This is a genomic window from Pseudomonas argentinensis (genome assembly GCF_001839655.2).
GTDB lineage: Bacteria > Pseudomonadota > Gammaproteobacteria > Pseudomonadales > Pseudomonadaceae > Aquipseudomonas > Aquipseudomonas argentinensis_B.
The window spans coordinates 2,298,046-2,320,202 of record NZ_CP056087.1 but is presented as its reverse complement, the minus strand read 5'-3'; the positions used below and the strand labels follow the sequence as shown (position 1 = coordinate 2,320,202).

21 protein-coding genes, 1 tRNA gene and 1 pseudogene are annotated in these 22,157 nt (G+C 64.4%); 11 read left to right on the top strand and 12 right to left on the bottom strand.

Going from position 1 to position 22,157, the window contains the following annotated elements:
• The first annotated feature begins 304 nt into the window (after positions 1 to 304).
• Entirely contained in the window at positions 305 to 2,230 is a 1,926-nt protein-coding gene (locus SA190iCDA_RS10385) for a transglycosylase SLT domain-containing protein (protein ID WP_070886854.1), read from the top strand.
• 76 nt (positions 2,231 to 2,306) lie between these two features.
• Here the strand turns inward: SA190iCDA_RS10385 and SA190iCDA_RS10380 are convergent, their stop codons facing one another.
• The 5 genes and pseudogenes from SA190iCDA_RS10380 to moaB all read right to left on the bottom strand — a co-directional run bounded on the left by SA190iCDA_RS10380 (position 2,307) and on the right by moaB (position 6,979).
• The gene (locus SA190iCDA_RS10380) at positions 2,307 to 3,107 is read right to left on the bottom strand and encodes an MOSC domain-containing protein (protein ID WP_070886853.1); all 801 of its coding nucleotides are present in this window, start codon (positions 3,105 to 3,107) and stop codon (positions 2,307 to 2,309) included.
• 72 nt (positions 3,108 to 3,179) lie between these two features.
• Complete coding sequence (locus SA190iCDA_RS10375; RefSeq protein WP_070886852.1) at positions 3,180 to 4,109, bottom strand: chemotaxis protein CheV; 930 nt, start codon at positions 4,107 to 4,109, stop codon at positions 3,180 to 3,182.
• 121 nt (positions 4,110 to 4,230) lie between these two features.
• Positions 4,231 to 5,126 (bottom strand): annotated as a pseudogene (gene yegS / locus SA190iCDA_RS10370) (lipid kinase YegS).
• A 105-nt stretch (positions 5,127 to 5,231) separates the two neighbouring features.
• Positions 5,232 to 6,443 carry a gephyrin-like molybdotransferase Glp gene (glp, locus tag SA190iCDA_RS10365; RefSeq protein WP_070886850.1) on the bottom strand — a complete coding sequence of 404 codons (1,212 nt, stop codon included), beginning with the start codon at positions 6,441 to 6,443 and terminating at the stop codon, positions 5,232 to 5,234.
• The gene (gene moaB / locus SA190iCDA_RS10360; protein WP_013792019.1) at positions 6,440 to 6,979 is read right to left on the bottom strand and encodes a molybdenum cofactor biosynthesis protein B; all 540 of its coding nucleotides are present in this window, start codon (positions 6,977 to 6,979) and stop codon (positions 6,440 to 6,442) included. The genes glp and moaB overlap by 4 nt, the downstream gene beginning before the upstream one ends.
• A gap of 68 nt (positions 6,980 to 7,047) precedes the next feature.
• Here moaB and mobA point away from each other — a divergent pair, with 68 nt between their 5' ends.
• The 3 genes from mobA to SA190iCDA_RS10345 all read left to right on the top strand — a co-directional run bounded on the left by mobA (position 7,048) and on the right by SA190iCDA_RS10345 (position 8,129).
• Positions 7,048 to 7,620: a molybdenum cofactor guanylyltransferase MobA gene (gene mobA, locus SA190iCDA_RS10355; RefSeq protein ID WP_070886849.1), complete on the top strand. Its 573-nt coding sequence runs from the start codon at positions 7,048 to 7,050 to the stop codon at positions 7,618 to 7,620.
• 107 nt (positions 7,621 to 7,727) lie between these two features.
• Positions 7,728 to 7,949, top strand: coding sequence for a YgdI/YgdR family lipoprotein (locus SA190iCDA_RS10350; RefSeq protein ID WP_070886848.1), 222 nt, complete (start codon positions 7,728 to 7,730; stop codon positions 7,947 to 7,949).
• Between the two features lie 103 nt (positions 7,950 to 8,052).
• Positions 8,053 to 8,129 (top strand) — tRNA-Pro (locus tag SA190iCDA_RS10345).
• A gap of 391 nt (positions 8,130 to 8,520) precedes the next feature.
• Here SA190iCDA_RS10345 and SA190iCDA_RS10340 read toward each other — a convergent pair.
• The 5 genes from SA190iCDA_RS10340 to SA190iCDA_RS10320 form a co-directional block, all read right to left on the bottom strand.
• Positions 8,521 to 8,700: a hypothetical protein gene (locus SA190iCDA_RS10340; RefSeq protein WP_070886847.1), complete on the bottom strand. Its 180-nt coding sequence runs from the start codon at positions 8,698 to 8,700 to the stop codon at positions 8,521 to 8,523.
• 233 nt (positions 8,701 to 8,933) lie between these two features.
• A complete protein-coding gene (locus SA190iCDA_RS10335) occupies positions 8,934 to 10,262 on the bottom strand; it encodes a dicarboxylate/amino acid:cation symporter (protein ID WP_070886846.1) in 1,329 nt (442 codons plus the stop codon).
• A 283-nt stretch (positions 10,263 to 10,545) separates the two neighbouring features.
• A complete protein-coding gene (locus SA190iCDA_RS10330) occupies positions 10,546 to 11,856 on the bottom strand; it encodes an ATP-binding protein (protein ID WP_139159529.1) in 1,311 nt (436 codons plus the stop codon).
• A gap of 56 nt (positions 11,857 to 11,912) precedes the next feature.
• Entirely contained in the window at positions 11,913 to 12,590 is a 678-nt protein-coding gene (locus tag SA190iCDA_RS10325; RefSeq protein ID WP_070886844.1) for a response regulator, read from the bottom strand.
• Between the two features lie 206 nt (positions 12,591 to 12,796).
• Positions 12,797 to 13,405 (bottom strand): outer membrane protein, encoded by a 609-nt coding sequence (locus SA190iCDA_RS10320; protein WP_070886843.1) that lies wholly within the window; start codon positions 13,403 to 13,405, stop codon positions 12,797 to 12,799.
• Positions 13,406 to 13,695: 290 nt separating this feature from the next.
• Here SA190iCDA_RS10320 and napE point away from each other — a divergent pair, with 290 nt between their 5' ends.
• The 6 genes from napE to SA190iCDA_RS10290 are packed head-to-tail and all read left to right on the top strand — an operon-like array spanning position 13,696 to position 18,496.
• A complete protein-coding gene (gene napE / locus SA190iCDA_RS10315) occupies positions 13,696 to 13,863 on the top strand; it encodes a periplasmic nitrate reductase, NapE protein (protein ID WP_027906290.1) in 168 nt (55 codons plus the stop codon).
• A gap of 57 nt (positions 13,864 to 13,920) precedes the next feature.
• Positions 13,921 to 14,148, top strand: coding sequence for a chaperone NapD (locus SA190iCDA_RS10310; protein ID WP_236101159.1), 228 nt, complete (start codon positions 13,921 to 13,923; stop codon positions 14,146 to 14,148).
• Positions 14,145 to 16,649, top strand: coding sequence for a nitrate reductase catalytic subunit NapA (gene napA / locus SA190iCDA_RS10305; RefSeq protein ID WP_070886841.1), 2,505 nt, complete (start codon positions 14,145 to 14,147; stop codon positions 16,647 to 16,649). The genes SA190iCDA_RS10310 and napA overlap by 4 nt, the downstream gene beginning before the upstream one ends.
• 11 nt (positions 16,650 to 16,660) lie before the next feature.
• A complete protein-coding gene (locus SA190iCDA_RS10300) occupies positions 16,661 to 17,146 on the top strand; it encodes a nitrate reductase cytochrome c-type subunit (RefSeq protein WP_070886840.1) in 486 nt (161 codons plus the stop codon).
• A 9-nt stretch (positions 17,147 to 17,155) separates the two neighbouring features.
• Positions 17,156 to 17,752: a cytochrome c3 family protein gene (locus tag SA190iCDA_RS10295; RefSeq protein ID WP_070886839.1), complete on the top strand. Its 597-nt coding sequence runs from the start codon at positions 17,156 to 17,158 to the stop codon at positions 17,750 to 17,752.
• 21 nt (positions 17,753 to 17,773) lie between these two features.
• Positions 17,774 to 18,496 carry a 4'-phosphopantetheinyl transferase family protein gene (locus SA190iCDA_RS10290; protein ID WP_070886838.1) on the top strand — a complete coding sequence of 241 codons (723 nt, stop codon included), beginning with the start codon at positions 17,774 to 17,776 and terminating at the stop codon, positions 18,494 to 18,496.
• A 53-nt stretch (positions 18,497 to 18,549) separates the two neighbouring features.
• On the opposite strand, the gene SA190iCDA_RS10285 is transcribed toward SA190iCDA_RS10290, so the two are convergent.
• Both SA190iCDA_RS10285 and SA190iCDA_RS10280 read right to left on the bottom strand, forming a co-directional pair.
• Entirely contained in the window at positions 18,550 to 20,316 is a 1,767-nt protein-coding gene (locus tag SA190iCDA_RS10285) for a sodium:solute symporter family protein (RefSeq protein WP_070886837.1), read from the bottom strand.
• Between the two features lie 10 nt (positions 20,317 to 20,326).
• Positions 20,327 to 20,593, bottom strand: a complete 267-nt coding sequence (locus SA190iCDA_RS10280) for a DUF4212 domain-containing protein (RefSeq protein ID WP_070886836.1) — start codon at positions 20,591 to 20,593, stop codon at positions 20,327 to 20,329.
• A gap of 272 nt (positions 20,594 to 20,865) precedes the next feature.
• On the opposite strand from SA190iCDA_RS10280, the gene SA190iCDA_RS10275 reads away from it, so the two are divergent.
• A complete protein-coding gene (locus SA190iCDA_RS10275) occupies positions 20,866 to 22,155 on the top strand; it encodes a M18 family aminopeptidase (protein WP_070886835.1) in 1,290 nt (429 codons plus the stop codon).
• Positions 22,156 to 22,157 lie beyond the last annotated feature (2 nt).

The following is a 22,157-nucleotide window of genomic DNA, read 5'->3' as shown; positions in this document are numbered from 1 at the left end:
CTCGCTGCTGCCGACCACGAAACTGATCCGGCCGGCACGCGCCAGCCAAAAACGGGCGCGTATTCTAACCGAGAAGACCCTCGGCGTCTGTCGGCCTCGGCGCCGGCCATCGATGTGACATAAACAGACATGGGCCAGGCACCGACGGCCCTTTCGCGGCACGCCGGCAAAAGGCTAAGCTAGCGGCCATTGCCGCCGCGCCTGACGATGCCCGCATCGCCGCGGCGCACGCCGCCCCAAGGGCACATCAGGCGACCGGCACCAGCCAGGTCGCGCCCGCTCACGAGATGACCCCGGAAGTGCCATGCGCTGTCGTTTGCCCAGTCTGCTTTCCTGCCTGATCCTTTGCGCCGCCACCTCCACGCTCAGCCAGGCCGCGAGCCTGCAGCAGCAACGTCAGTACTACGACGAGGCCAAGGCCGCGCTCGCCAAGGGCGACAAGGGGCCTTACCAGCGCTACGCCAGCGCCCTGCGCGACTACCCGCTGACCCCTTACCTGGCCTATGACGAACTGACCGCGCGCCTGAAGTGGGCCAGCAACCAGGAAATCGAAGCCTTTCTCGCCGCCCATGGTGACCTGCCCCAGGCCAGCTGGATGAAATTGCGCTGGCTGCGCTGGCTCGCCGAACGCGGTGAATGGCAGACCTTCGCCAAGTACTACGACCCGGGGCTCAACTTCACCGAACTGGACTGCCTGAACGGCCAGCGTCAGCTGGCCCAGGGCCAGACCGCCGAAGGTTATGCCAGCGCAGAAAAGCTCTGGCTGGTCGGCAAATCCCAGCCCGAAGCCTGTGACCGCCTGTTCGACCGCTGGGCCGCCGGAGGCCAACTGACCGAACAACGCCGCTGGCAGCGCGCCAAGCTGGCCGCCGAAGCGCGCAACTATAGCCTGGCGACCTTTCTGAGCAAGGACCTGCCGACCCTGAGCAACCACGGCAAGCTGCTCGTGGACGTCGCCCAGAAACCGCAGATGCTCACCCAGACCGCACGCTTCACGCCAGCCGACGACGCCATGGGCGATGTGGTCAGCCTCGGCCTGCGCCGCCTCGCCCGCCAGGACCCGGAACAGGCCCTGAGCCTGCTCGAGGGCTACTCGCAGCGCATGCGCTTTTCCGAGCAGGAGAAGGTCGCCATCGCCAACGAGATCGGCCTGACCCTGGCGCGCCGCTTCGACCCGCGCGCGCTCGACGTCATGGCCAGGTACGACCCCAACCTGCGCGACGACACCGTCAGCGAATGGCGCGCCCGCCTGCTGCTGCGCCTGGGCCGCTGGGACGACGCCTACAAGCTGATCAGCCGCATGCCCGAGTCCCTGGCCAGCACCAACCGCTGGCGCTACTGGCAGGCGCGCAGCCTGCAACTGGCCCAGCCCAACGGCAAGGCCGCCCAGCCGCTGTTCCACGAGCTGGCCAAGGAGCGCGACTTCTACGGTTTCATGGCCGCCGATCAGGTCAAGGAACCCTACTACCTGAAGAACGCACCCCTGCAGTTGAGCCCGGCCGTCATGAAGAAGGTGCGCAATGCCCCCGGTATACGTCGCGCCATGGAATTCCACGACCGCGGCCAGATCGTCGAAGGCCGCCGCGAGTGGTACCACGCCAGCCGCCATTTCGACCGTGACGAGCTGGTCGCCCAGGCGCGCCTGGCCTACGACAGGCAGTGGTATTTCCCGGCGATCCGCACCATCAGCCAAGCCAAGTACTGGGATGACCTGGACATCCGCTTTCCCATGGCTCACCGCGAATCGCTGACCGCCGAGGCCAAGAAGCGTGGCCTGCACTCGAGCTGGGTATTCGCCATCACCCGCCAGGAAAGCGGCTTCATGGCCGATGCAAAATCCCCCGTCGGCGCCATGGGCCTGATGCAGGTGATGCCCGCCACGGCCAAGGAGACCGCGCGCAAGTTCGACATTCCCTTGAGCAACCCGAACAACGCGCTGCTGCCCAGCGTCAATATCCAGCTGGGCGCCGCCTACCTGAGCCAGATCTACGGCCAGTTCAACGGCAACCGGGTGCTCGCCTCGGCCGCTTACAACGCCGGGCCCGGCCGCGTGCGCCAGTGGCTGCGCGGCGCCGACCACCTGGCCTATGACGTGTGGGTGGAAAACATTCCATTCAACGAGACCCGCCAGTACGTGCAGAACGTGCTGTCCTACGCGGTGATCTACGGCGACAAGCTCAATGCGCCCCAGCCGCTGGTGGGCTGGCACGAGCGTTATTTCGACCAGTAAGGCAGCGGCAAGCTTCAAGCCACAAGTTATCGCCACTCGCTTGTAGCTTGTAGCTTGTAGCTTGTAGCTCAGAAGCTTATTCCAGCACCTCGATTGGCATGCCGACCCGCAACTCACCGCTGCCATGGTTGATCAGGTTCTGTCCGAACAGGATGCCGCCCTCGCCCAGGCGGTAGCTGCGCAGGGTGGTCAGCGGCTCAAGGTCGGCACTGCGCTCCCCCGTCCGCGGGTCGATGGTGGTGATCACGCAACGCGAACAGCGCTTGGCGAGGGTGAACTCGACATCGCCGATACGGATACGCTTCCAGCTGTCCTCGGCATAGGGCTCGCTGCCCTGCACCACCAGGTTGGGACGAAAACGCAGCATCTCCAGGGGGCGGCCGACCCGCGCCACCAGGTCATCCAACGAGGCCTGGCCGATCAGCAGCAGCGGAAAGCCGTCGGCGAAACCGACCTTCTCGTCACCGCTGAGGTTGCCTTCGATGAAACGCGCCCGCGCTGCCGGCACATGCACCAGGCGGCACGCCTTGCCCATGAACGCACTGCCCCAGGCGGCGGCCTCGTCGCCGGCATCCGGTACCCGCAGGGTATCGCGCCAGATGATCACCCCGCGCAGCGCCTGGTCCGGTTCCGGCAACGCCACCTGCAACGCCGGCAGGCCAGGCGCTTCCAGGCTCAGGCCGCCAGCGGCGTTCCAGCGTGCCTGCAGCTGGCTCATGTGGGGAAAGGTGCGCTGCGTCATGAATCGCCCGGTTTGCGCATCCGCGAACATCCAGCGGCGATCGCCGGCCACACCCAGACCGTCGAGCTGCAGGCTGGGCAGGGATTCACCCATGGCGGACTTGAGGGGGAAGCGGTACAGCGCTGAGAGGTACATGGCTCGGCGTCCTGACTTGAGCGAAACGGCGGTTATACGCAAACCGCCGCCGGGGCTCAAGCCGACAGAGCTCTACTTTTCGTCTAGAGCAAGACGCTGACGAATCACATCCACCAGCTTGTCTGGCTGGAACTTGGAGAGGAAGTTGTCGCAGCCCACCTTCTTGACCATGGCATCGTTGAAGCTGCCGGACAGCGAGGTGTGCAGCACCACGTACAGGTCGCGCAGGCGCGGATCCTGGCGAATCTCGGTGGTCAGGCGGTAGCCGTCCATTTCCGGCATTTCGGCGTCGGTGAACATCATCAGCAGCTTGTCGGTGATGACTTCACCGGCATCGGCCCAGCCCTTGAGCAACTGCAGGCCCTTGAGGCCATCGGTGGCGACGTGCAGCTTGATGCCCAGTTGCGACAGGGTATCGCGCAGCTGGGCCAGGGCCACACTGGAGTCATCGACCAGCAGCACCTCGCGGCCCCGGGCCTTTTCCAGCAACGGATCGGCCAGACGGTCACCGGAGATGCGCGTGTCGTACGGCACGATCTCGGCCAGCACCTTCTCCACGTCGATGATTTCCACCAGTTGGTCGTCGACTTTGGTGATGGCCGTCAGGTAATGCTGACGCCCCGCACCACCCGGCGGCGGCAGGATGGATTCCCAGTTGAGGTTGAGAATGCGGTCGACGCCGCCGACCAGGAATGCCTGGATCGAGCGGTTGTACTCGGTGACGATGATGGTGCTGCGCTCATCCGGCACGATCGGCCGCATGCCGATGGCCTGGGACAGATCGATCACCGGCAGCGTCTGGCCGCGCAGGTGGATCACCCCGCAGACGAAACGATGGCGGTGCGGCATCAAGGTCAGCTTGGGCATGTGCAGCACTTCCTGCACCTTGAACACGTTGATGGCGAACAGCTGCCGGCCCGCCAGGCGGAACATCAGGATTTCCAGGCGGTTCTCGCCTACCAGCTGCGTCCGTTGATCAACGGTGTCGAGAATACCGGCCATTATTCGCTCCTGTGAGGCGTGGTGTTCGTATGAAGCTATCGGCCAGTCGTGCAATTACTGTAGGCGGCATGGCGCAACGCCATCTTGCACCAGCGCGCGGCGCTACACCAGTGCCCGCCGATCAGTCGCGCAGCAAAGGCGAATGCTCCGGTAAATGCAGGCGCAGTGCCTGGGGCCTTGCCGCAAAGCGTAGACGATGCCCGCCACGTGGCTCTCCATCGAGGTTCAGATCCAGGCCTTCCGGGGCATCGATTTCCAGCCAGGGCAAGCGCGCGCTGATCGCCACGCCCTCGATGCCCTTGAGGCCACCGGACAGCAGCGTGCCGAGCGTGCCGACCACATCGGAAGCGGCCGGCACGATGCACACGTCCAGCAAGCCGTCGTTCACCCGGGCGTGGGGCACAGCACATGCCCGCCACCGGCCTGCCGGCCATTGCCGATGCCCAGGGCGAGAAAATCGCCCTCCCACTGGAAATCGGGGCCCTTGAAGCGACCAAAGGCCGAACGCACTTCGGCGAAGCGGGTCAGGCCGGTGAGCATGTAGGCCGCCCCACCCAGGAAACGCTTGAGATCTTCGGAGGTATTGGCGGTGATATTGGAGCCAAAGCCCCCCGTGGCCATATTGAGGAACAGCTCGCCATCGACCTCACCCAGGTCGATCGGCTGCGCAGGCGTATCGAGCAGCGCCAGCGCGTCGGCGGGCGTCAGCGGTATGCCCGCCGCATGGGCGAAATCATTGGCGGTGCCCAGCGGCAGCAAGACCAGACTGGCGTCGTTTTCGGCCTTGGCCATGGCTTCGGCGACGTCACGCAAGGTGCCGTCACCGCCGCCGGCGATCAGCGTCGGGTAGCCTGCCTGCAGGGCCTCGGCGACCAGGCGCTGGGCATCGCCCGCCTCCCAGGTGAGCCGCACGGCCAGATCCCAGCCACGCTCACGCTGGCTGTTGACCGCAGCGCGAACCTCGTCGTTGAGGGACTGCTTACCATGAAGGATCAACAGCGCTTTACGCTCTTGCATAACGGCTCCGGAAGGGGGTTTGAAGACAGTGCTGCTTATCCAGACAACGGGCGAGCGAAATAATCACGCCCGCCGTCAGTTGCTGCAGACTGCCGGCCCTGCGCCTCAGCCGAGCAGTTCGCTCATTGGAATGAACTGCACCAGGTCACCTTCGGCGAGGGTGGTGCCTTCCAGCACCTGCGCCAGCCCCTCGGCCCAGGCAGCGCTGCGCAACACCCCTGAACTCTGGTTCGAATACGGCACCACGCGGCCGTTCTCGAGGCGCGCGCGCAGGAACTCGCGGCGCTTGCCCGGTTTGCCCCAGGTGAAGCCTGCCGGCACCGGGAAGCCCAGGGGTTCGACCTTTTGCACGCCGAGGCGGCGCAACAGATAGGGGCGCGCCAACAGGCCGAAGGTCACCAGGGTCGAGGCCGGGTTACCCGGCAGGCCGATCACCGGGCGACCGCGGAACTCGCCGACGGTCAGTGGCTTGCCCGGCTTGATGGCGAGCTTCCACAACGCCAGTTCGCCGGCTTCACGCAGGGCGATACCGAGAAAGTCCGCTTCGCCCACCGACACCCCACCGGTGGAGAGGATCAGGTCGACATCATCCAGTTCACCCAAAGCCTGGCGCGTGCGCTCGAGTTCATCGGGCAGGATGCCGGCATTGATGACCTCACAGCCCAGACGCTGCAGCCAGGCGACCAGCAGGTAGCGGTTGCTGTTGTAGATCTGCCCGGCGCCCAGCTTATGGCCCGGCTCGATCAGCTCGTCACCGGTGGACAGCACCGCCACCCGCGGCCGACGCCGTACCGACAGCCGGGCGAGGCCAATGGACGCCGCCAGCCCCAGTTCGATGGGGCCCAACCGCGTACCAGCAGCCAGCAGCATCTCGCCCTTGCGGTTTTCCTGGCCCTGGGGACGGATGTTCTGCGCCAACTTGAGCGGCTGATGGAAATGCACCCGGCCATCGTCGGCGACACTGACGTTCTCCTGCATCTCGACCGTATCGGCGCCGCGGGGAACCGGGGCTCCGGTGAAGATGCGCGCGCAAGTGCCGGGCTGCAGCGCGTCAGGCGCCAGGCCGGCGAGGATGCGCTGGCTGACCGGCAGTGGCTCACCCTGCCAGTCGGCCAGGCGCAACGCGTAACCGTCCATGGCGCTGTTCGGCCAGGGTGGCAGGTCCAGGCCGGCGATCATCGGCTCGGCCAACACGCGACCGTCGGCAGCGGCCAGATCGACCAGCTCGTGCTCGGTAATCGGGCTGTCCTCGGCCAGTCGCAGCAAGCGAGCCAGCGCCTGCTCCACCGGCATCAGCGGTGACGGCTGCTCGCTCATCCGCGGCTCTCGCAGGGCGCAGCGAGTTTCAGGTGCGGCACGAAATTGCACGGGCGATGGCGCGCATCGAGCTGCTCGGCAAGGATGCCGTCCCAGCCGGTGCGGCAGGCATTGGTCGAGCCCGGCAGGCAGCACACCAGGGTGCCGTTGGCCAGGCCGGCCAGGGCCCGGGACTGAATGGTCGAGGTGCCGATATCGGCAGTGGATATCTGCCGGAACAGCTCGCCAAAGCCATCGACCTGCTTGTCGAGCAGGCAGGCCACCGCTTCCGGTGTGCTGTCGCGGCCGGTAAAGCCGGTGCCCCCGGTGATCAGCACCACCTGCACCACGTCTTCGGCGATCCAGGTGGCGACCTGGGCACGGATCTTGTAAAGGTCGTCCTTGAGCAGCACCCGCTCGGCAAGATTATGGCCTGCGGCTTTCAGGCGATCGACGAAGAGTTGCCCCGAGGTGTCGGTTTCCAGCGTGCGGGTATCGCTGACCGTCAATACGGCGATATTCAGGGGCACGAATGGCGCATCGGCCTTGTGGCTCATGGCAGGCTTCCAGTTGTCGTCTACAAAGGCCGGTGTTATACCACAGCGCCATCTCCGGAGACCCTGCCATGCCCGCCCCAGCCCCGTCCCAGCCCTTCTCGGTGGTTCTGCTCGCAGGCGGCCGCGGCCAGCGCATGGGCGGCCTGGACAAGGGCCTGGTGCACTGGCAGGCGCGACCCATGATCGCATGGCTGCATGAGGTGGTGCGGCCGCTGACCGATGACCTGATCATCTCCTGCAACCGCAACCAGCAGGCCTATGCTGCCTATGCCGATCGCCTGGTCGGTGACGACAGTGCCGACTATCCCGGCCCCCTGGCCGGCATCCGCGCAGCCCTGCAGGTCGCCCGTCATCCCCTGCTGCTGGTGCTGCCCTGCGACGCCCCGCGGGTCGACCGCGCGCTGGTCGAGCGTTTGCTGGCCCTGGCCGACGATCGCCCGGTAATGGCCCAGCGCGCCGGCTATTGGGAACCGCTGTTCGCCGTCATCCCTCGCCGCCTGCAGCCATCACTGGAACGGGCATGGCAGGCCGGCGAGCGCAGCACCCAACGCTGGCTGCGTGCACATGATCCCGCAGCCCTGCCTTGCGAGCCCGACGATCCACGCCTGAGCAACCTCAATTCACCCGACCTGCTCGGCTGAAAGCTTGCGGCAGAGCAGCCTCGGGTGGATAAATAGGGTGGAACTTGGTCTCGGCGTACCCGTCTGAGCCAAGGTAATCACTCTGCCTCGACTTAAGGAGACATGCCATGAAGCAACGGACTACCGCTGCGTTTCTACTCGCCCTCGGCCTGGTTACCCTGGCAGGCTGTTCCACGCCATCGGTGATCACTCTCAATGATGGCCGTGAAATCCAGACTGTCGATCGTCCCGATTTCGACGACGACACCGGCTTCTACGAGTTCGAACAGCTGGACGGCAAGCGCACCAAGGTCAACAAGGACCAGGTTCGTACCGTCAAGGAGCTGTAAGCGCCCTGCTGTCTCGCGGGCGCACGCCAAGCGCGGCGCCCCGATTAAAATTTTTTGCTAACCCCTTGTGCTGCAAAAGTTTTTGAGTAGAATTTGGCGAATTCGGAGTGTAGCGCAGCTTGGTAGCGCGTCTCGTTCGGGACGAGAAGGTCGCAGGTTCGAATCCTGTCTCTCCGACCAAAGCCCAGAAAAACCGGCCCTTGTGGCCGGTTTTTTCGTTCTGGCCGCGGCATCCTTTTCCCGCCGTGATCCGGCAGCACCTCACTCCCCTGCCGACCGCTCGCCAGCTGCGTAGGACGGACCGGGACGCCGGCCGCTCGTAGCCCAAGCGAACACCCGCCGCCCGGAGGGGACAACCTGCAGAGGCATGCTGCCAGCCCGTCACGGCGTACTGCCTTCGGCGACTACGCCCTACAGTAAGTACAACTATCACTTGTATCGGGCTGGAAACCCAAAAAAACGCCGCTTTCCATTCCGGGAAAGCGGCGTTTTTTCTTAACTGAACAACGCTCATGGCGGGCTTTAGGATTGGCATTGCCGGGTCGAATATCGCGGCCCAGCGCCAGGCGGATCAACCCTCGCCTCCGCCTCCGCAGGCAATCAGTTCGATCAGCCCCATCTGATACCACTTGTTCTGGCAGCTCCAGCCATGCTCGAACGTCCAGGCGCTGGCGGTGCCGCTGAACGCGATACCCGCCAGCAGCGCTGCCGCCAGCCCCAAACGGCGTGAGCGCATCTTCATGCTTTTCATGGAAACCTTTCCATCGATCCAGGATTGATGAGCAGCGCATCGCACCGCAGCTTGCCAACTCACGACACACCACCCGCCCGGAAATGCTCCTGCAGGACCGGGCCAGGCTCAATAGAACAGGTTACCTAAAGGCCCTGTGCCAGCTTCGCTGCAGTTTCGATCGCCCATAAAAAAGCCCGCCACAAGGGCGGGCCAGGTGACCTTCCCTCACGGGAAGGTCGACGACATCGGTATCAGGAAACCTTGCCAGCGCTGTCGGCAGGCACGGCCACCACTTCCGGACGGCCACCGGAAGCCAGCTCGCGCTGCAGGGTGTCTTCGTCCAGCTCCTTGCACCACTTGGCGACCACGATGGTGGCCACGCCGTTGCCGACCAGGTTGGTCAGTGCGCGGGCCTCGGACATGAAGCGGTCGATACCCAGGATCAGCGCCAGGCCGGCAACCGGCAGGTGGCCGACGGCGGACAGGGTGGCAGCCAGCACGATGAAGCCGCTACCGGTCACGCCAGCAGCACCCTTGGAGGCAACCAGCAGCACCAGCAGCAGGGTGATCTGGTGGGTGATGTCCATCGGGGTGTCGGTGGCCTGGGCGATGAACACCGCGGCCATGGTCAGGTAGATCGAGGTACCGTCGAGGTTGAACGAGTAACCGGTGGGGATCACCAGGCCGACGACCGACTTGTTGGCACCGAGTTTTTCCATCTTGGTCAACATGCGTGGCAGCGCCGACTCGGACGACGAGGTACCCAGCACGATCATCAGTTCTTCGCGGATGTAGCGGATCAGGCGCAGCACGCTGAAGCCGTGGGCACGGCAGATGCCGCCCAGCACGATGAGCACGAAGAAGAAGCAGGTGATGTAGAAGCACAGCATCAGCTGGCCCAGCTGCACCAGCGAGCCGACACCATACTGACCGATGGTGAAGGCCATGGCACCGAAGGCACCGATGGGCGCGACCTTCATGATCATGTTGATGATGCCGAACATGACGTGGGCGATGCGATCGATGAACTCAAGCACCGGGCGACCGAACTCACCCATGCGCTGCAGGGCGAAGGCGAAGATCACCGAGAAGAACAGCACCTGGAGGATGTCGCCGTTGGCGAACGCCCCCACCACGGTGGCCGGGATCACGTTGAGCAGGAAGCCAATGGTGCTCTGCGCTTCACCCGCCTGGGCATAGGCAGCGATCTTGCTGGCATCCAGGGTGCTCGGATCGACGTGCATGCCAACACCCGGCTGCACCACGTTGACCACGACCAGACCGATGATCAGGGCGATGGTGGAGACGATCTCGAAATACAGCAGCGCGTAGCCGCCGGTCTTGCCGACTGCCTTCATGTCCTGCATGCCGGCGATGCCGCTGACCACGGTACAGAAGATGATGGGCGCGATGACCATCTTGATGAGCTTGACGAAACCATCGCCGAGCGGCTTGAGGGCGACGCCTGTTTCCGGGTAGAAATGGCCGAGCAGGATGCCCACGGTGATGGCGAACAGCACCTGGACGTAGAGCATTTTGTAGAACGGTTGACGGACAACTTCGTTCGTTGTTGCAGTCATGGTGAATCCTCATGGGTGCGGCAATGACATCCAGCGACGTCGCACCACCTTTCTTGTTTAGGCGCCAACCCTCCTGACCTGGAGGGATTTGTTAGTAGGTACGCTCGACGCGACCTTGACGCAGCAAAAGCAAGCGCCATGCCATACAAGAAAATTTCGGATAAACCTTTGATAATGCTGGCTTTTAGGAGAAATTCACGGGTCATGAATCCTGCATTTGGCGGTTTTCCGCACGCGGTCTCGAAAGCCGTGGCGGATTCCCACCAAGATGATCAACGCCCGCTCAGATCCGCACCCGGAATGCTGCACCGCCCAGTTCGGAGTCCTCGAGAAAAAGCTCGCCCTCGTAGCTTTCAATGATGTCCTTGACCACCGCGGTGCCGATGCCCTGCCCCGGGTGCTGGGCGTCCAGGCGCTCGCCACGCCTAAGAATGCGCTCGCGCTGGTCCACCGGCACGCCCGGCCCATCGTCCTCCACGCACAGCTGGCAGGTGCCGCCCTCGATTCGGGCGCTGACGCGCACCCGGCCCAGGCACAGGCGATAGGCGTTTTCCAGCAGGTTGCCAAGCAGCTCGAGCAGCGCGGCACGCTCCATGGGAATTTCCAGCCAGGCATCGAACTGGCGCTGCACGCTGACCTGTTTGTCCCGGTAGACCTTGTCGAGCGCCTCGCAAAGGTTGTCCACCACCCTGGCCAATGGCACCCGGTGGCGGACCAGGCCGCTCTTGCGCAGGCTGGCGCGTTGCAGCTGATAGCCGATCTGCTGGCTCATGCGCTCGATCTGCCCCTGCAGAATCTGCGCCTGCTCGCGGTTCTCCGGCTTGGCGGTGATCACTTCAGTGGCGCCCTGCAGCACCGAAAGCGGTGTCTTCAAGCTATGCGCCAGGTCATCGAGGGAATGCCGGTAGCGCTCGCGCTGCTGGCGTTCGCTGTCCAGCAGGCGGTTCAACGAGCCGGTCAGGCGCAGCAGCTCACGGGGGTGGTCGTCGCTCAGGCGTTCGCGGGTGCCGCTCTCCACCTCATCGAGCTCCTCACGTAAACCGCGCAGGCTGCGAAAGCCCCAGGTCAGCCCGAACCACAGCAGCCCCAACAGCAGCAGCAGCGCGCAGCCGAGCCAGAGATAGAGTTGTTTCATGAAATCGTCGTACAGCGCCTGGGTTTCGCTGGCCGGCTGCATGGTGACGATGCTGAACGCTGCGTCCTGGCCGCGCAGCAGCTTGATCTCCACGTCGTAGATGTAGAATTCGCGGCCCTGGCGGTCCACGGTACGCAGCAGTTCATCACCGCTGCCGTCGTAGCGCGGCAAGTAGGACACGGAGATATCCCGCGTGGAGGGCGATTGCCAGACCAGGTGCCCTTCGCGGTCGTAGATGAAGCCCAGCAACTGGGCATCGGGCAGGTCGAACTCCTCGTCGGGCAACTTGCTGGGCATGCGCAGCTTGCCGTCGTCGGTACGAGCGGCAGAAATCAGCGCACCGGTGTCGGCGGCCAGGCGTTTCTCGACTGATTTTTCCAGGGCGATCAGGAAGGCGCCCCGCAAGGCTGGCAACAGCGCCAGCATGAACAGCACGGCGATCACCGTGTAGCCGAACATCAGGCGCAGACGCAGGGACGAAACCCAGCGCTCTTTCAATTGCCGCAGGGCGGCGATCACCGGCAGCGCTCGGTGAACAGATAGCCCTGGCCACGCACCGTTTCGATCGGTTTGAAGCCGTTGCAGCTTTCCAGCTTGCGGCGCAGGCGGCCGACCAGCACTTCGATGACGTTGGGATCGCGCTCCTCGTCATCCGGGTACAGCTGTTCGATCAGCCGCTCCTTGGGCACTACTTGCTGATGGTGGCGCATCAGGTACTCGAGGATGCGGTACTCGTAGGCAGTCAGCCCCATGCCCGTACCATCGATCAGCGCCTGCTTGCGGTTCATGTCGAGCAGCAGCGGGCCCGCTTCGATGGTCGACTGGATGAACCCGGAGGAGCGTCGCAGCAGCGCATTGAGGCGCGCCTCCAGTTCTTCGAACTGAAAGGGTTTGACCACGTAATCGTCGGCACCGGAGGCCAGGCCTTCGACCTTGTCCTGCCAGTTGCCACGGGCGGTGAGAATCAGAATGGGAAAGGTCTTGTCGCGACTGCGCAGCTGGCGGATCAGATCCAGCCCGCTGATACCTGGCAGACCGAGATCGATCACCGCCAGGTCATGGTGGTATTCATCGACGCGATACAGCGCCTCCTCGGCGTTGGCGACCGCGTCCACCACGTGGCCTTGTTCGCCGAGTCGGGTATACAGATGGTGGCGCAGCAGCGCTTCATCCTCCACGACCAGCAGTTTCATCGTTGCATGCCCTCTTCGTTATGAAACGGCAAGAAACTCAAACCATTTATCAACAATCTTGCCAGCCAGAGCCCTGCAAGGCCTAGGCGGCCCTGCAAAAAACAGGCGAGAAGCGGTCGGAGCCGCGGGCGACTGTACTCGCGTACATGATCACTTCAAGCCTGTTTTCAACGTCGCAGGGCCGACGCGCAGCGGATCAGGGTGACTTAGAACTTGTAGTTGGCACCCAGATACCACTGACCGCTGCTATGCAGATCGAGGGAGCCGACCTTGCCTTCGCCGTGCGGCGCGAACTCGGTGCTGGCGTTGGTGCGCAGGTAACGGTAGCCACCTTCGACGGAGGCGTTCTCGTTGACTTCCTGCAGCAGGCCCGCCTGCAAGCCGGCAGCATACCCGACATTGGTGTCGCGCGAGACACCGGGGCTGTTCTGCTCCAGCTTGACCAGGCCCAGGGTGCCACCACCGAACAGCTTGGTGCCGTTCTCGTTCAGCGGCAGGAAGGCATCGTAGCTGCCGAGCAGGTTCTGCTGGCGCAGCTTGAGGCCATCATTGCTGCCGGAGATGTACTCGTAGGTGGCGTAGTAGCGGCCGACGTCGTTCTGCTGGCCGGCACGCACGCCCCAGGTGCTTTCGTTGTTGATGACGCTGTCGAAGTTCGGGTTGCCCAGATTGGCGTTCAGCGCCGAAGACTTCTGGATGTTGTTGCTGGTCTGGCCCCAGGTGAAACCAGCGAAGTTGTTGTCGGCGTGGGCAGTGGCCGCCGCGCCAAATACCAGGGAGGTTGCCAGAGCCAGTTTGCTCAGAGTCGCTTTCATGGAGATGCCTCTCGAATGGCAGTGGGTTAATGAAAAACTCGAGGATCATCCTGCCCGACGGCGACTGAACCCCTCCTGAACCCTTGCTGAACCTCAGCTGAACGACGGGCAAGGCAGCTTTTCGCCGGCTGCCACGGGGTAACGGCACCGCCATTGACCCGGATCAATACCCCGCGGGCCAGTGCGACTAAGGTCGGACTCATCCACCAGAGACCATCAGGTCGCCAGCGCACGCGCCGGCACCGCTCGATGACGGCACCTCAACCAGCCTGACCGATGAAGAACTGCCCATGCCCAGCCCATCCGAAGACACCGGGGGCAAACGCCGCGAACGCCGGCTGTTTCTATTCCTGGTGATATTCCTCTTCCCGCTGCTCTCCGTAGCTCTCGTCGGCGCCTACGGCTTCGCCGTGTGGTTCCTGCAGATGCTCTTCGGCCCGCCCGGCCCACCCAACTGACTCGCCCGGCTTACAGGAGCCCTTCATGGAAGCCCCCTGCACATCGCCAGCTTCATCGTGCATGCCCGCCCCGAGCAGCTCGATGCGGTGCTCGCCAACCTGCGCCTGCTCGACGACCTGGACGTGCACCAGCACAGCCCGCAAGGCAAGGCGGTGGTGGTGATCGAGGCGGTCGACGAACAACTCATCCTGCAGCGCATCGACCAGGTCAACGCGCTACCCGGCGTACTCAACGCCGCGCTGATCTACCACGAATGCCTCAGTCCGCAAGGAGCCGCTCAATGAGCATGACCCGCCGCGAATTCACCAAGGCCCAGGCCGCAGCCATCGCTGCCGCTGCTGCCGGCCTGCCGATCGCCTCCACCGCCAGCAACCTGATCGCCGATGCGGAAAACACCCGCCTGGACTGGAACAAGGCACCCTGCCGCTTCTGCGGCACCGGCTGCAGCGTGATGGTCGCCACCCGCGACAACCGCGTGGTGGCCACCCACGGCGACATCAAGGCCGAGGTCAACCGTGGCCTGAACTGCATCAAGGGCTACTTCCTGTCGAAGATCATGTACGGCGTCGACCGCCTGACCACGCCCTTGCTGCGCATGAAGAACGGCGCTTACGACAAGCAGGGCGAATTCCAGCCAGTCAGCTGGGGGCAGGCCTTCGACATCATGGAGAAGAAGTTCAAGGCCGCCCTGCGCGAGCACGGCCCCCAGGCCGTGGGCATGTTCGGCTCGGGGCAGTGGACGATCTGGGAAGGCTACGCCGCCAACAAGCTGATGAAGGCCGGCTTTCGCAGCAACAACATCGACCCCAACGCGCGCCACTGCATGGCCTCGGCGGTGATGGGCTTCATGCGCACCTTCGGCATGGACGAGCCAATGGGCTGCTACGACGACATCGAGGCCACCGACAGCTTCGTGCTATGGGGTTCGAACATGGCCGAGATGCACCCGGTGCTGTGGAGCCGGGTCACCGACCGGCGCCTGAGCAAGCCCGGCGTCAAGGTCGCCGTGCTGTCGACCTTCGAGCACCGCAGCTTCGACCTGGCCGACATCCCCATGGTGTTCAAGCCGCAGACCGACCTGCTGATCCTCAACTACATCGCCAACCACATCATCCAGAGCGGCGCGGTGAACCAGGATTTCGTCAAACGCCACACCCGCTTCGCCCTGGGCGCCGACGACATCGGCTATGGCCTGCGCCCGGACAATCCGCTGGAGGTGAAGGCCAGGAACGCGAAGAATGCCAACACCTGGAGCGACATGTCGTTCGAGCAGTTCGCCGCCTTCGTCAAACCCTACACCCTGGAGCGCGCCGCCCGGGAATCGGGCGTGCCGGCCGAGCGCCTCAAGGCCCTGGCAGAGCTGTACGCCGACCCGCAACGCAAGGTGGTGTCGTTCTGGACCATGGGCTTCAACCAGCACACCCGCGGCGTGTGGGCCAACAACCTGATCTACAACATCCATTTGCTGACCGGCAAGATCAGCGAACCGGGCAACAGCCCCTTCTCGCTGACCGGCCAGCCCTCGGCCTGCGGCACCGCCCGCGAAGTTGGCACCTTCTCCCATCGCCTGCCCGCCGACCTGGTGGTGACCAACCCGAAACACCGCGCCACCGCCGAGAAGATCTGGAAGCTGCCCGCCGGCACCATCCAGGAAAAGCCCGGCTTCCACGCCGTGGAGCAGAGCCGCATGCTCAAGGACGGCGTGCTCAAGGTGTACTGGACCCAGGTCAGCAACAACATGCAGGCCGGCCCCAACATCATGCAGGAGGTGCTGCCGGGCTGGCGCAAGCCGGATAATTTCGTGATCGTCTCCGACGTCTACCCGACCACCTCGGCCCAGGCCGCCGACCTGATCCTGCCCAGCGCCATGTGGGTCGAGAAGGAAGGTGCCTACGGCAACGCCGAGCGTCGCACGCAGTTCTGGCACCAGTTGGTCGGTGCACCGGGCGAGGCCAGATCCGACCTGTGGCAGCTGGTGGAATTCTCCAAGCGCTTCACCACCGACGAGGTCTGGCCCGCCGAGCTGCTGGCCACGGCGCCAGAGCTCAAGGGCAAGACGCTCTATGAAGTGCTGTACGAGAACGGCCAGGTCGACGCCTTCCCGGCCGAACAGCTGGAAACGGGCTTTCGCAACGACGAAGCGGAGGCCTTCGGCTTCTACCTGCAGAAGGGCCTGTTCGAGGAATATGCCCAGTTTGGCCGCGGCCATGGCCACGACCTGGCGCCCTTCGACCGCTACCACAGCGAGCGCGGTCTGCGTTGGCCGGTGGTGGAAGGCGCTGAAACCCGCTGGCGCTACCGCGAGGGCCACGACCCCTACGTGGCCAAGGGCAGCGAGTTGCAGTTCTACGGCTACCCGGACAACCGCGCGATCATCTTCGCCCTGCCCTACGAGCCGCCAGCCGAGGCGCCGGATGACGATTACCCGTTCTGGCTCAGCACCGGCCGCGTGCTCGAGCACTGGCACACCGGCAGCATGACCCAGCGTGTCGACGAGCTGCACCGCGCCGTGCCCGACGCCCTGGTGTACATGCACCCGGACGACGCCAAGGCCCTCAACGCCCGGCGCGGCAGCGAGGTGAAGGTGATCAGCCGACGCGGCGAGATCCGCGCGCGCATCGAGACCCGCGGGCGCAACAAGCCGCCCCGTGGCCTGGTGTTCGTGCCCTTCTTCGACGCCAACAAGCTGATCAACAAGGTCACCCTGGATGCCACCGACCCGATCTCCAAGCAGACCGACTACAAGAAGTGCGCGGTGAAGATCCAGTTGATCAGCGCGGCATGAGGAGCTCAGCCATGAAACTGCCTTATCTGCCCCTGCTGCTGCTCGCCGTGTTCGGCGTGGCGGTGGCCGCCGACCTCGGCTACCCGCTGGACGCCCCGGCACCGGACGGGCGCCGCCCTGGCGGCACCCTGACCCAGGAATTCCCGGCGCCGCGCATCGCCCCCGAGGAAAACAAGGACATCCGCCGCGAGCGCAACTACCCCGAGCAGCCGCCAACCATCCCCCACACCATCGCCGGCTACCAGGTGGACCGCTTCGGCAACCGTTGCCTGGCCTGCCACAGCCGCGCCAACAGCGCGCGCAGCCAGGCGCCGATGATCAGCATCAGCCACTACATGGACCGCGATGGCCAGGCCCTGGCGGCGATGTCGCCGCGCCGCTACTTCTGCACCCAGTGCCACGTTACCCAGGCCGAGGTGAAACCGCTGGTGGAAAACGGCTTCAGGAACATCGACCAGATCCTGCAGGACGAAAACCAACCTGCCGGACGCCGCTGAGGAGGCACCATGAAATCGCTGCTTGCCGTACTCGGCCGCTACTGGAGGGTCCTGCGCCGCCCCAGCGTGCACTACAGCCTGGGCTTTCTGACCCTGGGCGGCTTTATCGCCGGGATCATCTTCTGGGGCGGTTTCAACACCGCCCTGGAGGCCACCAACACCGAGCAGTTCTGCACTTCCTGCCACGAGATGCGCGACAACCTGTTCGTCGAGCTGCAGGACACCATCCACTACAACAACCGCTCCGGGGTGCGCGCCACCTGCCCGGACTGCCATGTGCCCCACCAGTGGACGGACAAGATCGCCCGCAAGATGCAGGCCTCCAAGGAGGTGTGGGGCAAGATCTTCGGCACCATCAACACCCGCGAGAAATTCCTCGACAAACGCCGCGAGCTGGCCGAACACGAATGGGCGCGCCTGAAAGCCAACGACTCGCTGGAATGCCGCAACTGCCACAACTTCGATTTCATGGACTTCACCCGCCAGAGCAAGCGCGCCGCGCAGATGCACTCCACGGCCCTGGCCAATGGCGAGGCCACCTGCATCGACTGCCACAAGGGCATCGCCCACAAACTGCCAGACATGCACGGCGTGCCCGGCTGGTAAGCGGCGGGCCGGCGCGGCAGAATGCCAGCCATGACCAGCTCCCCTCTACCTCGCTGCTGCAGCCCCCTCGACGACCACTGGCCGTTCGCCCGGCCACTGCTCGGTGCGCAATTGATCAGCACCCACTTCGACCCTGGCCTTCTGGATGACGGTGACTACCTGGCCGCTGGCGTACCGCCGGTTCGCGGCGTGGCCAAGCGCCAGGCCGAACACCTGGCCGGGCGCCTATGCGCGCGCGAGGCACTGCGCCGGGTAACCGGCGTGGCCAGTGTGCCGGCGGTCGGCGAGGATCGGGCGCCGCAATGGCCGGCGCAGGTCAGCGGCTCGATCACCCACGGCCAGGGCTGGGCCGCCGCCATCGTCGCGCCAGCCCGGCACTGGCGTGGCCTGGGCCTGGATGCCGAGCAGCTGCTCCCAAGCGAGCGAGCCGAGCGGCTGGCCGGCGAGATTCTCACGGCAGGCGAACTGGCGCGCATTGCCGACCTGAGCGCCGAGCGGCGGGCATGGCGGATCAGCCTGACCTTTTCCCTCAAGGAGAGCCTGTTCAAGGCCCTCTATCCGCTGGTGCTCACGCGCTTCTATTTCCAGGAAGCCGAACTGCTGAGCATCGATGAAGATCAACGCACCGCCACCTTGCGCCTGCTGCAAACGCTGAGCCCCGCCTGGCCGGCCGGCAGCCAGCTGTCGGGCCTGTACACCGAGGTTGGCGACCGCCTGCTGAGCCTGGTGGCGATCACCAACTGAGCGCATAAAAACCAGGCGCCGATTGCCGGCGCCTGGTTTTGTTTTTCCCCTTATCAGTGATCGACTGCAGCGCCAGCGCCACGCGGGACACGAATGTCCTCGACCAGATGCTGAATGTGCTCCGGTGGCGGCGCGGTCATGCGCGAAACCACGAAGGCCACGACGAAATTGAAGATCATCCCCAGGGTGCCGATGCCCTCGGGCGAAATGCCGAACCACCAGTCATTGGCGGTCGCCGTCGGGTTGATGAACTTGAAGTAGATGATGTAGGCGAAGGTGAACGTGAGGCCCACGATCATCCCGGCAATCGCCCCTTCCTTGTTCATGCGTTTGTAGAAGATGCCCATGACGATGGCCGGGAAGAACGAGGCGGCCGCCAGCCCGAAGGCGAATGCCACCACCTGGGCGACGAACCCCGGCGGATAGATACCGAACAGACCAGCGATCACCACCGCCAGGCCTGCGGCGATGCGCGCGGCCAGCAGCTCCTTCTTCTCGCTGATGGTCGGCATCAGGTTGCTCTTGAGCAGATCATGGGAAATCGACGTCGAAATGACCAGCAGCAAACCGGCAGCCGTGGACAGCGCCGCCGCCAGGCCACCAGCGGCGATCAGGGCGATCACCCAACCCGGTAGGCCGGCGATTTCCGGGTTGGCCAGCACCATGATGTCGTTGTCGACGTACAGTTCGTTGCTCGCCGCGGTGGGCTCGTTGGTGAGCAGGCGCTGGCCCACATCGCCACGCTCGGCGCTGTAGATCGGCTTGCCGGCGAACGCCGCGCCCGGGCCGTACTGGATGACGCCGTCGTTGTTCTTGTCCAGCCAACCGATCAGTCCCGAGCTCTCCCAGGTCTTGAACCAGCCTGGTGCCTGCTCGTAGCTGGTGTTGGGAATGCTGGTCAGCAAATTGGTGCGGGCGAAGGCCGCCACCGCAGGCGCGGTGGTATACAGCACGGCAATGAACAGCAGGGCATAGCCCGCCGACTTGCGTGCATCCTTGACCGTCGGCGTGGTGAAAAAGCGCACGATCACGTGCGGCAGGCCGGCGGTGCCGACCATCAGCGCCATAGTGATGAAGAACACGTCGGTGGTCGACTTGCTGCCATCGGTATACGGCGTGAAACCCAGCTCCGCGCCCAGCCCGTTGAGCCGTTCGAGCACGCTCTGGCCCGTGCCGGTGACCTCGCTACCGAAACCCAACTGCGGGATCGGGTTGCCGGTGATCATGATCGAGATGAAGATCGCCGGCACCATGTAGGCGAAGATCATCACACAGTATTGCGCCACCTGGGTGTAGGTGATGCCCTTCATGCCGCCGAGCACGGAATAGAAGAACACGATGGCCATGCCGATAATCACGCCGGTCTCGATGCTCACCTCCAGGTAACGCGAAAAGACGATGCCGACCCCGCGCATCTGCCCGGCCACGTAGGTGAAGGAGATGAAGATCACGCAAACCACTGCGACCATGCGTGCGGTCTGTGAGTAGTAACGGGTGCCAATGAACTCCGGTACCGTGAATTTGCCGAACTTGCGCAGATACGGCGCCAGGCACATGGCCAGCAGCACATAACCGCCAGTCCAGCCCATGAGGTAGACCGAGCCGTCATAACCGGCGAAGGCAATGATCCCGGCCATGGAGATGAAGGATGCCGCCGACATCCAGTCTGCGCCCGTGGCCATGCCGTTGAGCACCGGGTGCACGCCCTTGCTGGCCACGTAGTATTCGCTGGTCGACGCGGCGCGCGTCCACAGGGCGATGCCGATGTACAGCGCGAAGGTCGCGCCGACGAACAGGTAGATCAGGAACTGTGTACTCATGGTCGCGGCCTCAGTCTTCGTGGACGTCGTACTTGCGATCGAGGCGATTCATCTTCCACACATAGAAGAAGATCTCGAGCACGAACACGTAGATGGAGCCTTGCTGGGCGAACCAGAATCCCAGGGGGAAACCAAAGGCGTTGATGGTGTTCAGCTGATCGACGAAGAGCACGCCGCAGCCGAACGAGACGGCGAACCAGATCACCAGCAGCCAGAGCATCAGCCGCAGGTTCTCCTTCCAATAGGCCGCAGCGGCCTCTTGCTTGGGCATGTCCATGGATTTTTCCTCGGAGTTGTTATTGTTCTAATGGCGTTTTGAAGCTAGCAGCCTCGCACCGCCCCGTTGTTCGACTTTAGTCGCATGCCCTGGCGCACGGAGAAACGGGCCCGGGCATGGCCTTTCTACATCGGGCCTGACGGCCGACGGCGCCGGATCCAGGCGCTCGACAAAGACGTGACAGAATGTGACCGCAGCGGCGGACCGCATCGCGTCCCAGCGCCGCCGGGGCAAATCCGATAAACTCGGCACATTGCCGTCCGGAGTGCCCCATGCGCGAAGAATTGAATCAAGGCCTGCTCGACTTTCTCAACGCCTCCCCTACCCCCTTCCATGCCACCAGCAGCCTGGCCATGCGCCTCGAGGCCGCCGGTTATCGCCAGCTAGACGAGCGCGCGCCCTGGTACACCGAAGCCGGTGGCCGCTACTACGTGACCCGTAACGATTCCTCGATCATCGCCTTCAAGCTCGGCACCCGCTCGCAGGTCGAAGGTGGCGTGCGCCTGGTCGGCGCCCATACCGACAGCCCCTGCCTGCGTGTCAAGCCCAACCCCGAGCTGGAGCGTCAGGGTTACTTCCAGCTCGGCGTCGAGGTTTACGGTGGCGCGCTGCTCGCCCCCTGGTTCGACCGCGACCTGTCCCTGGCCGGCCGGGTGACCTACCGCCGCGACGGCAAGGTGGAAAGCGCGCTGATCGATTTCTACCAGCCCATCGCCGTGATCCCCAGCCTGGCCATCCACCTCAACCGTGAAGCCAACCAGGGCTGGGCGATCAACGCGCAGAACGAGCTGCCGCCGATCCTCGCCCAGCTGGCCGGTGCCGAGGGTGCCGACTTCCGTGCCCTGCTCAGCGAGCAACTGGCCATGGAGCACGACTTCAACGCCGATGCGGTGCTCGATTACGAGCTGAGCTTCTACGACACCCAGAGCGCCGCCGTGGTGGGCCTCAACCAGGACTTCATCGCCAGCGCGCGCCTCGACAACCTGCTGTCCTGCTACGCCGGCCTGCAGGCGCTGCTCGACGCCGGCGACGAGGAAACCTGCGTGCTGGTGTGCACCGACCACGAAGAAGTCGGTTCCAGCTCGGCGTGCGGCGCCGACGGTCCGATGCTCGAGCAGGTGCTGCGCCGCGTGCTGCCCCAGGGTGACGACTTCGTACGCACCATCCAGCGCTCGCTGCTGGTCTCGGCCGACAACGCCCACGGCGTGCACCCCAACTACGAGGCCAAGCACGACGGCAACCACGGGCCCAAGCTCAACGCCGGCCCGGTGATCAAGATCAACAGCAACCAGCGCTACGCCACCAACAGCGAAACCGCCGGCTTCTTCCGCCACCTGTGCCTGGAAAACGAGGTGCCGGTACAGAGCTTCGTGACCCGCAGCGACATGGGTTGTGGTTCGACCATCGGCCCGATCACCGCCAGCCAGCTGGGTGTGCGTACGGTGGACATCGGCCTGCCGACCTTCGCCATGCACTCGATCCGCGAGCTGGCCGGCAGCCAGGACCTGGCCCATCTGGTGAAAGTGCTGGGCGCCTTCTACAACAGCCATGACCTGCCCTGAGG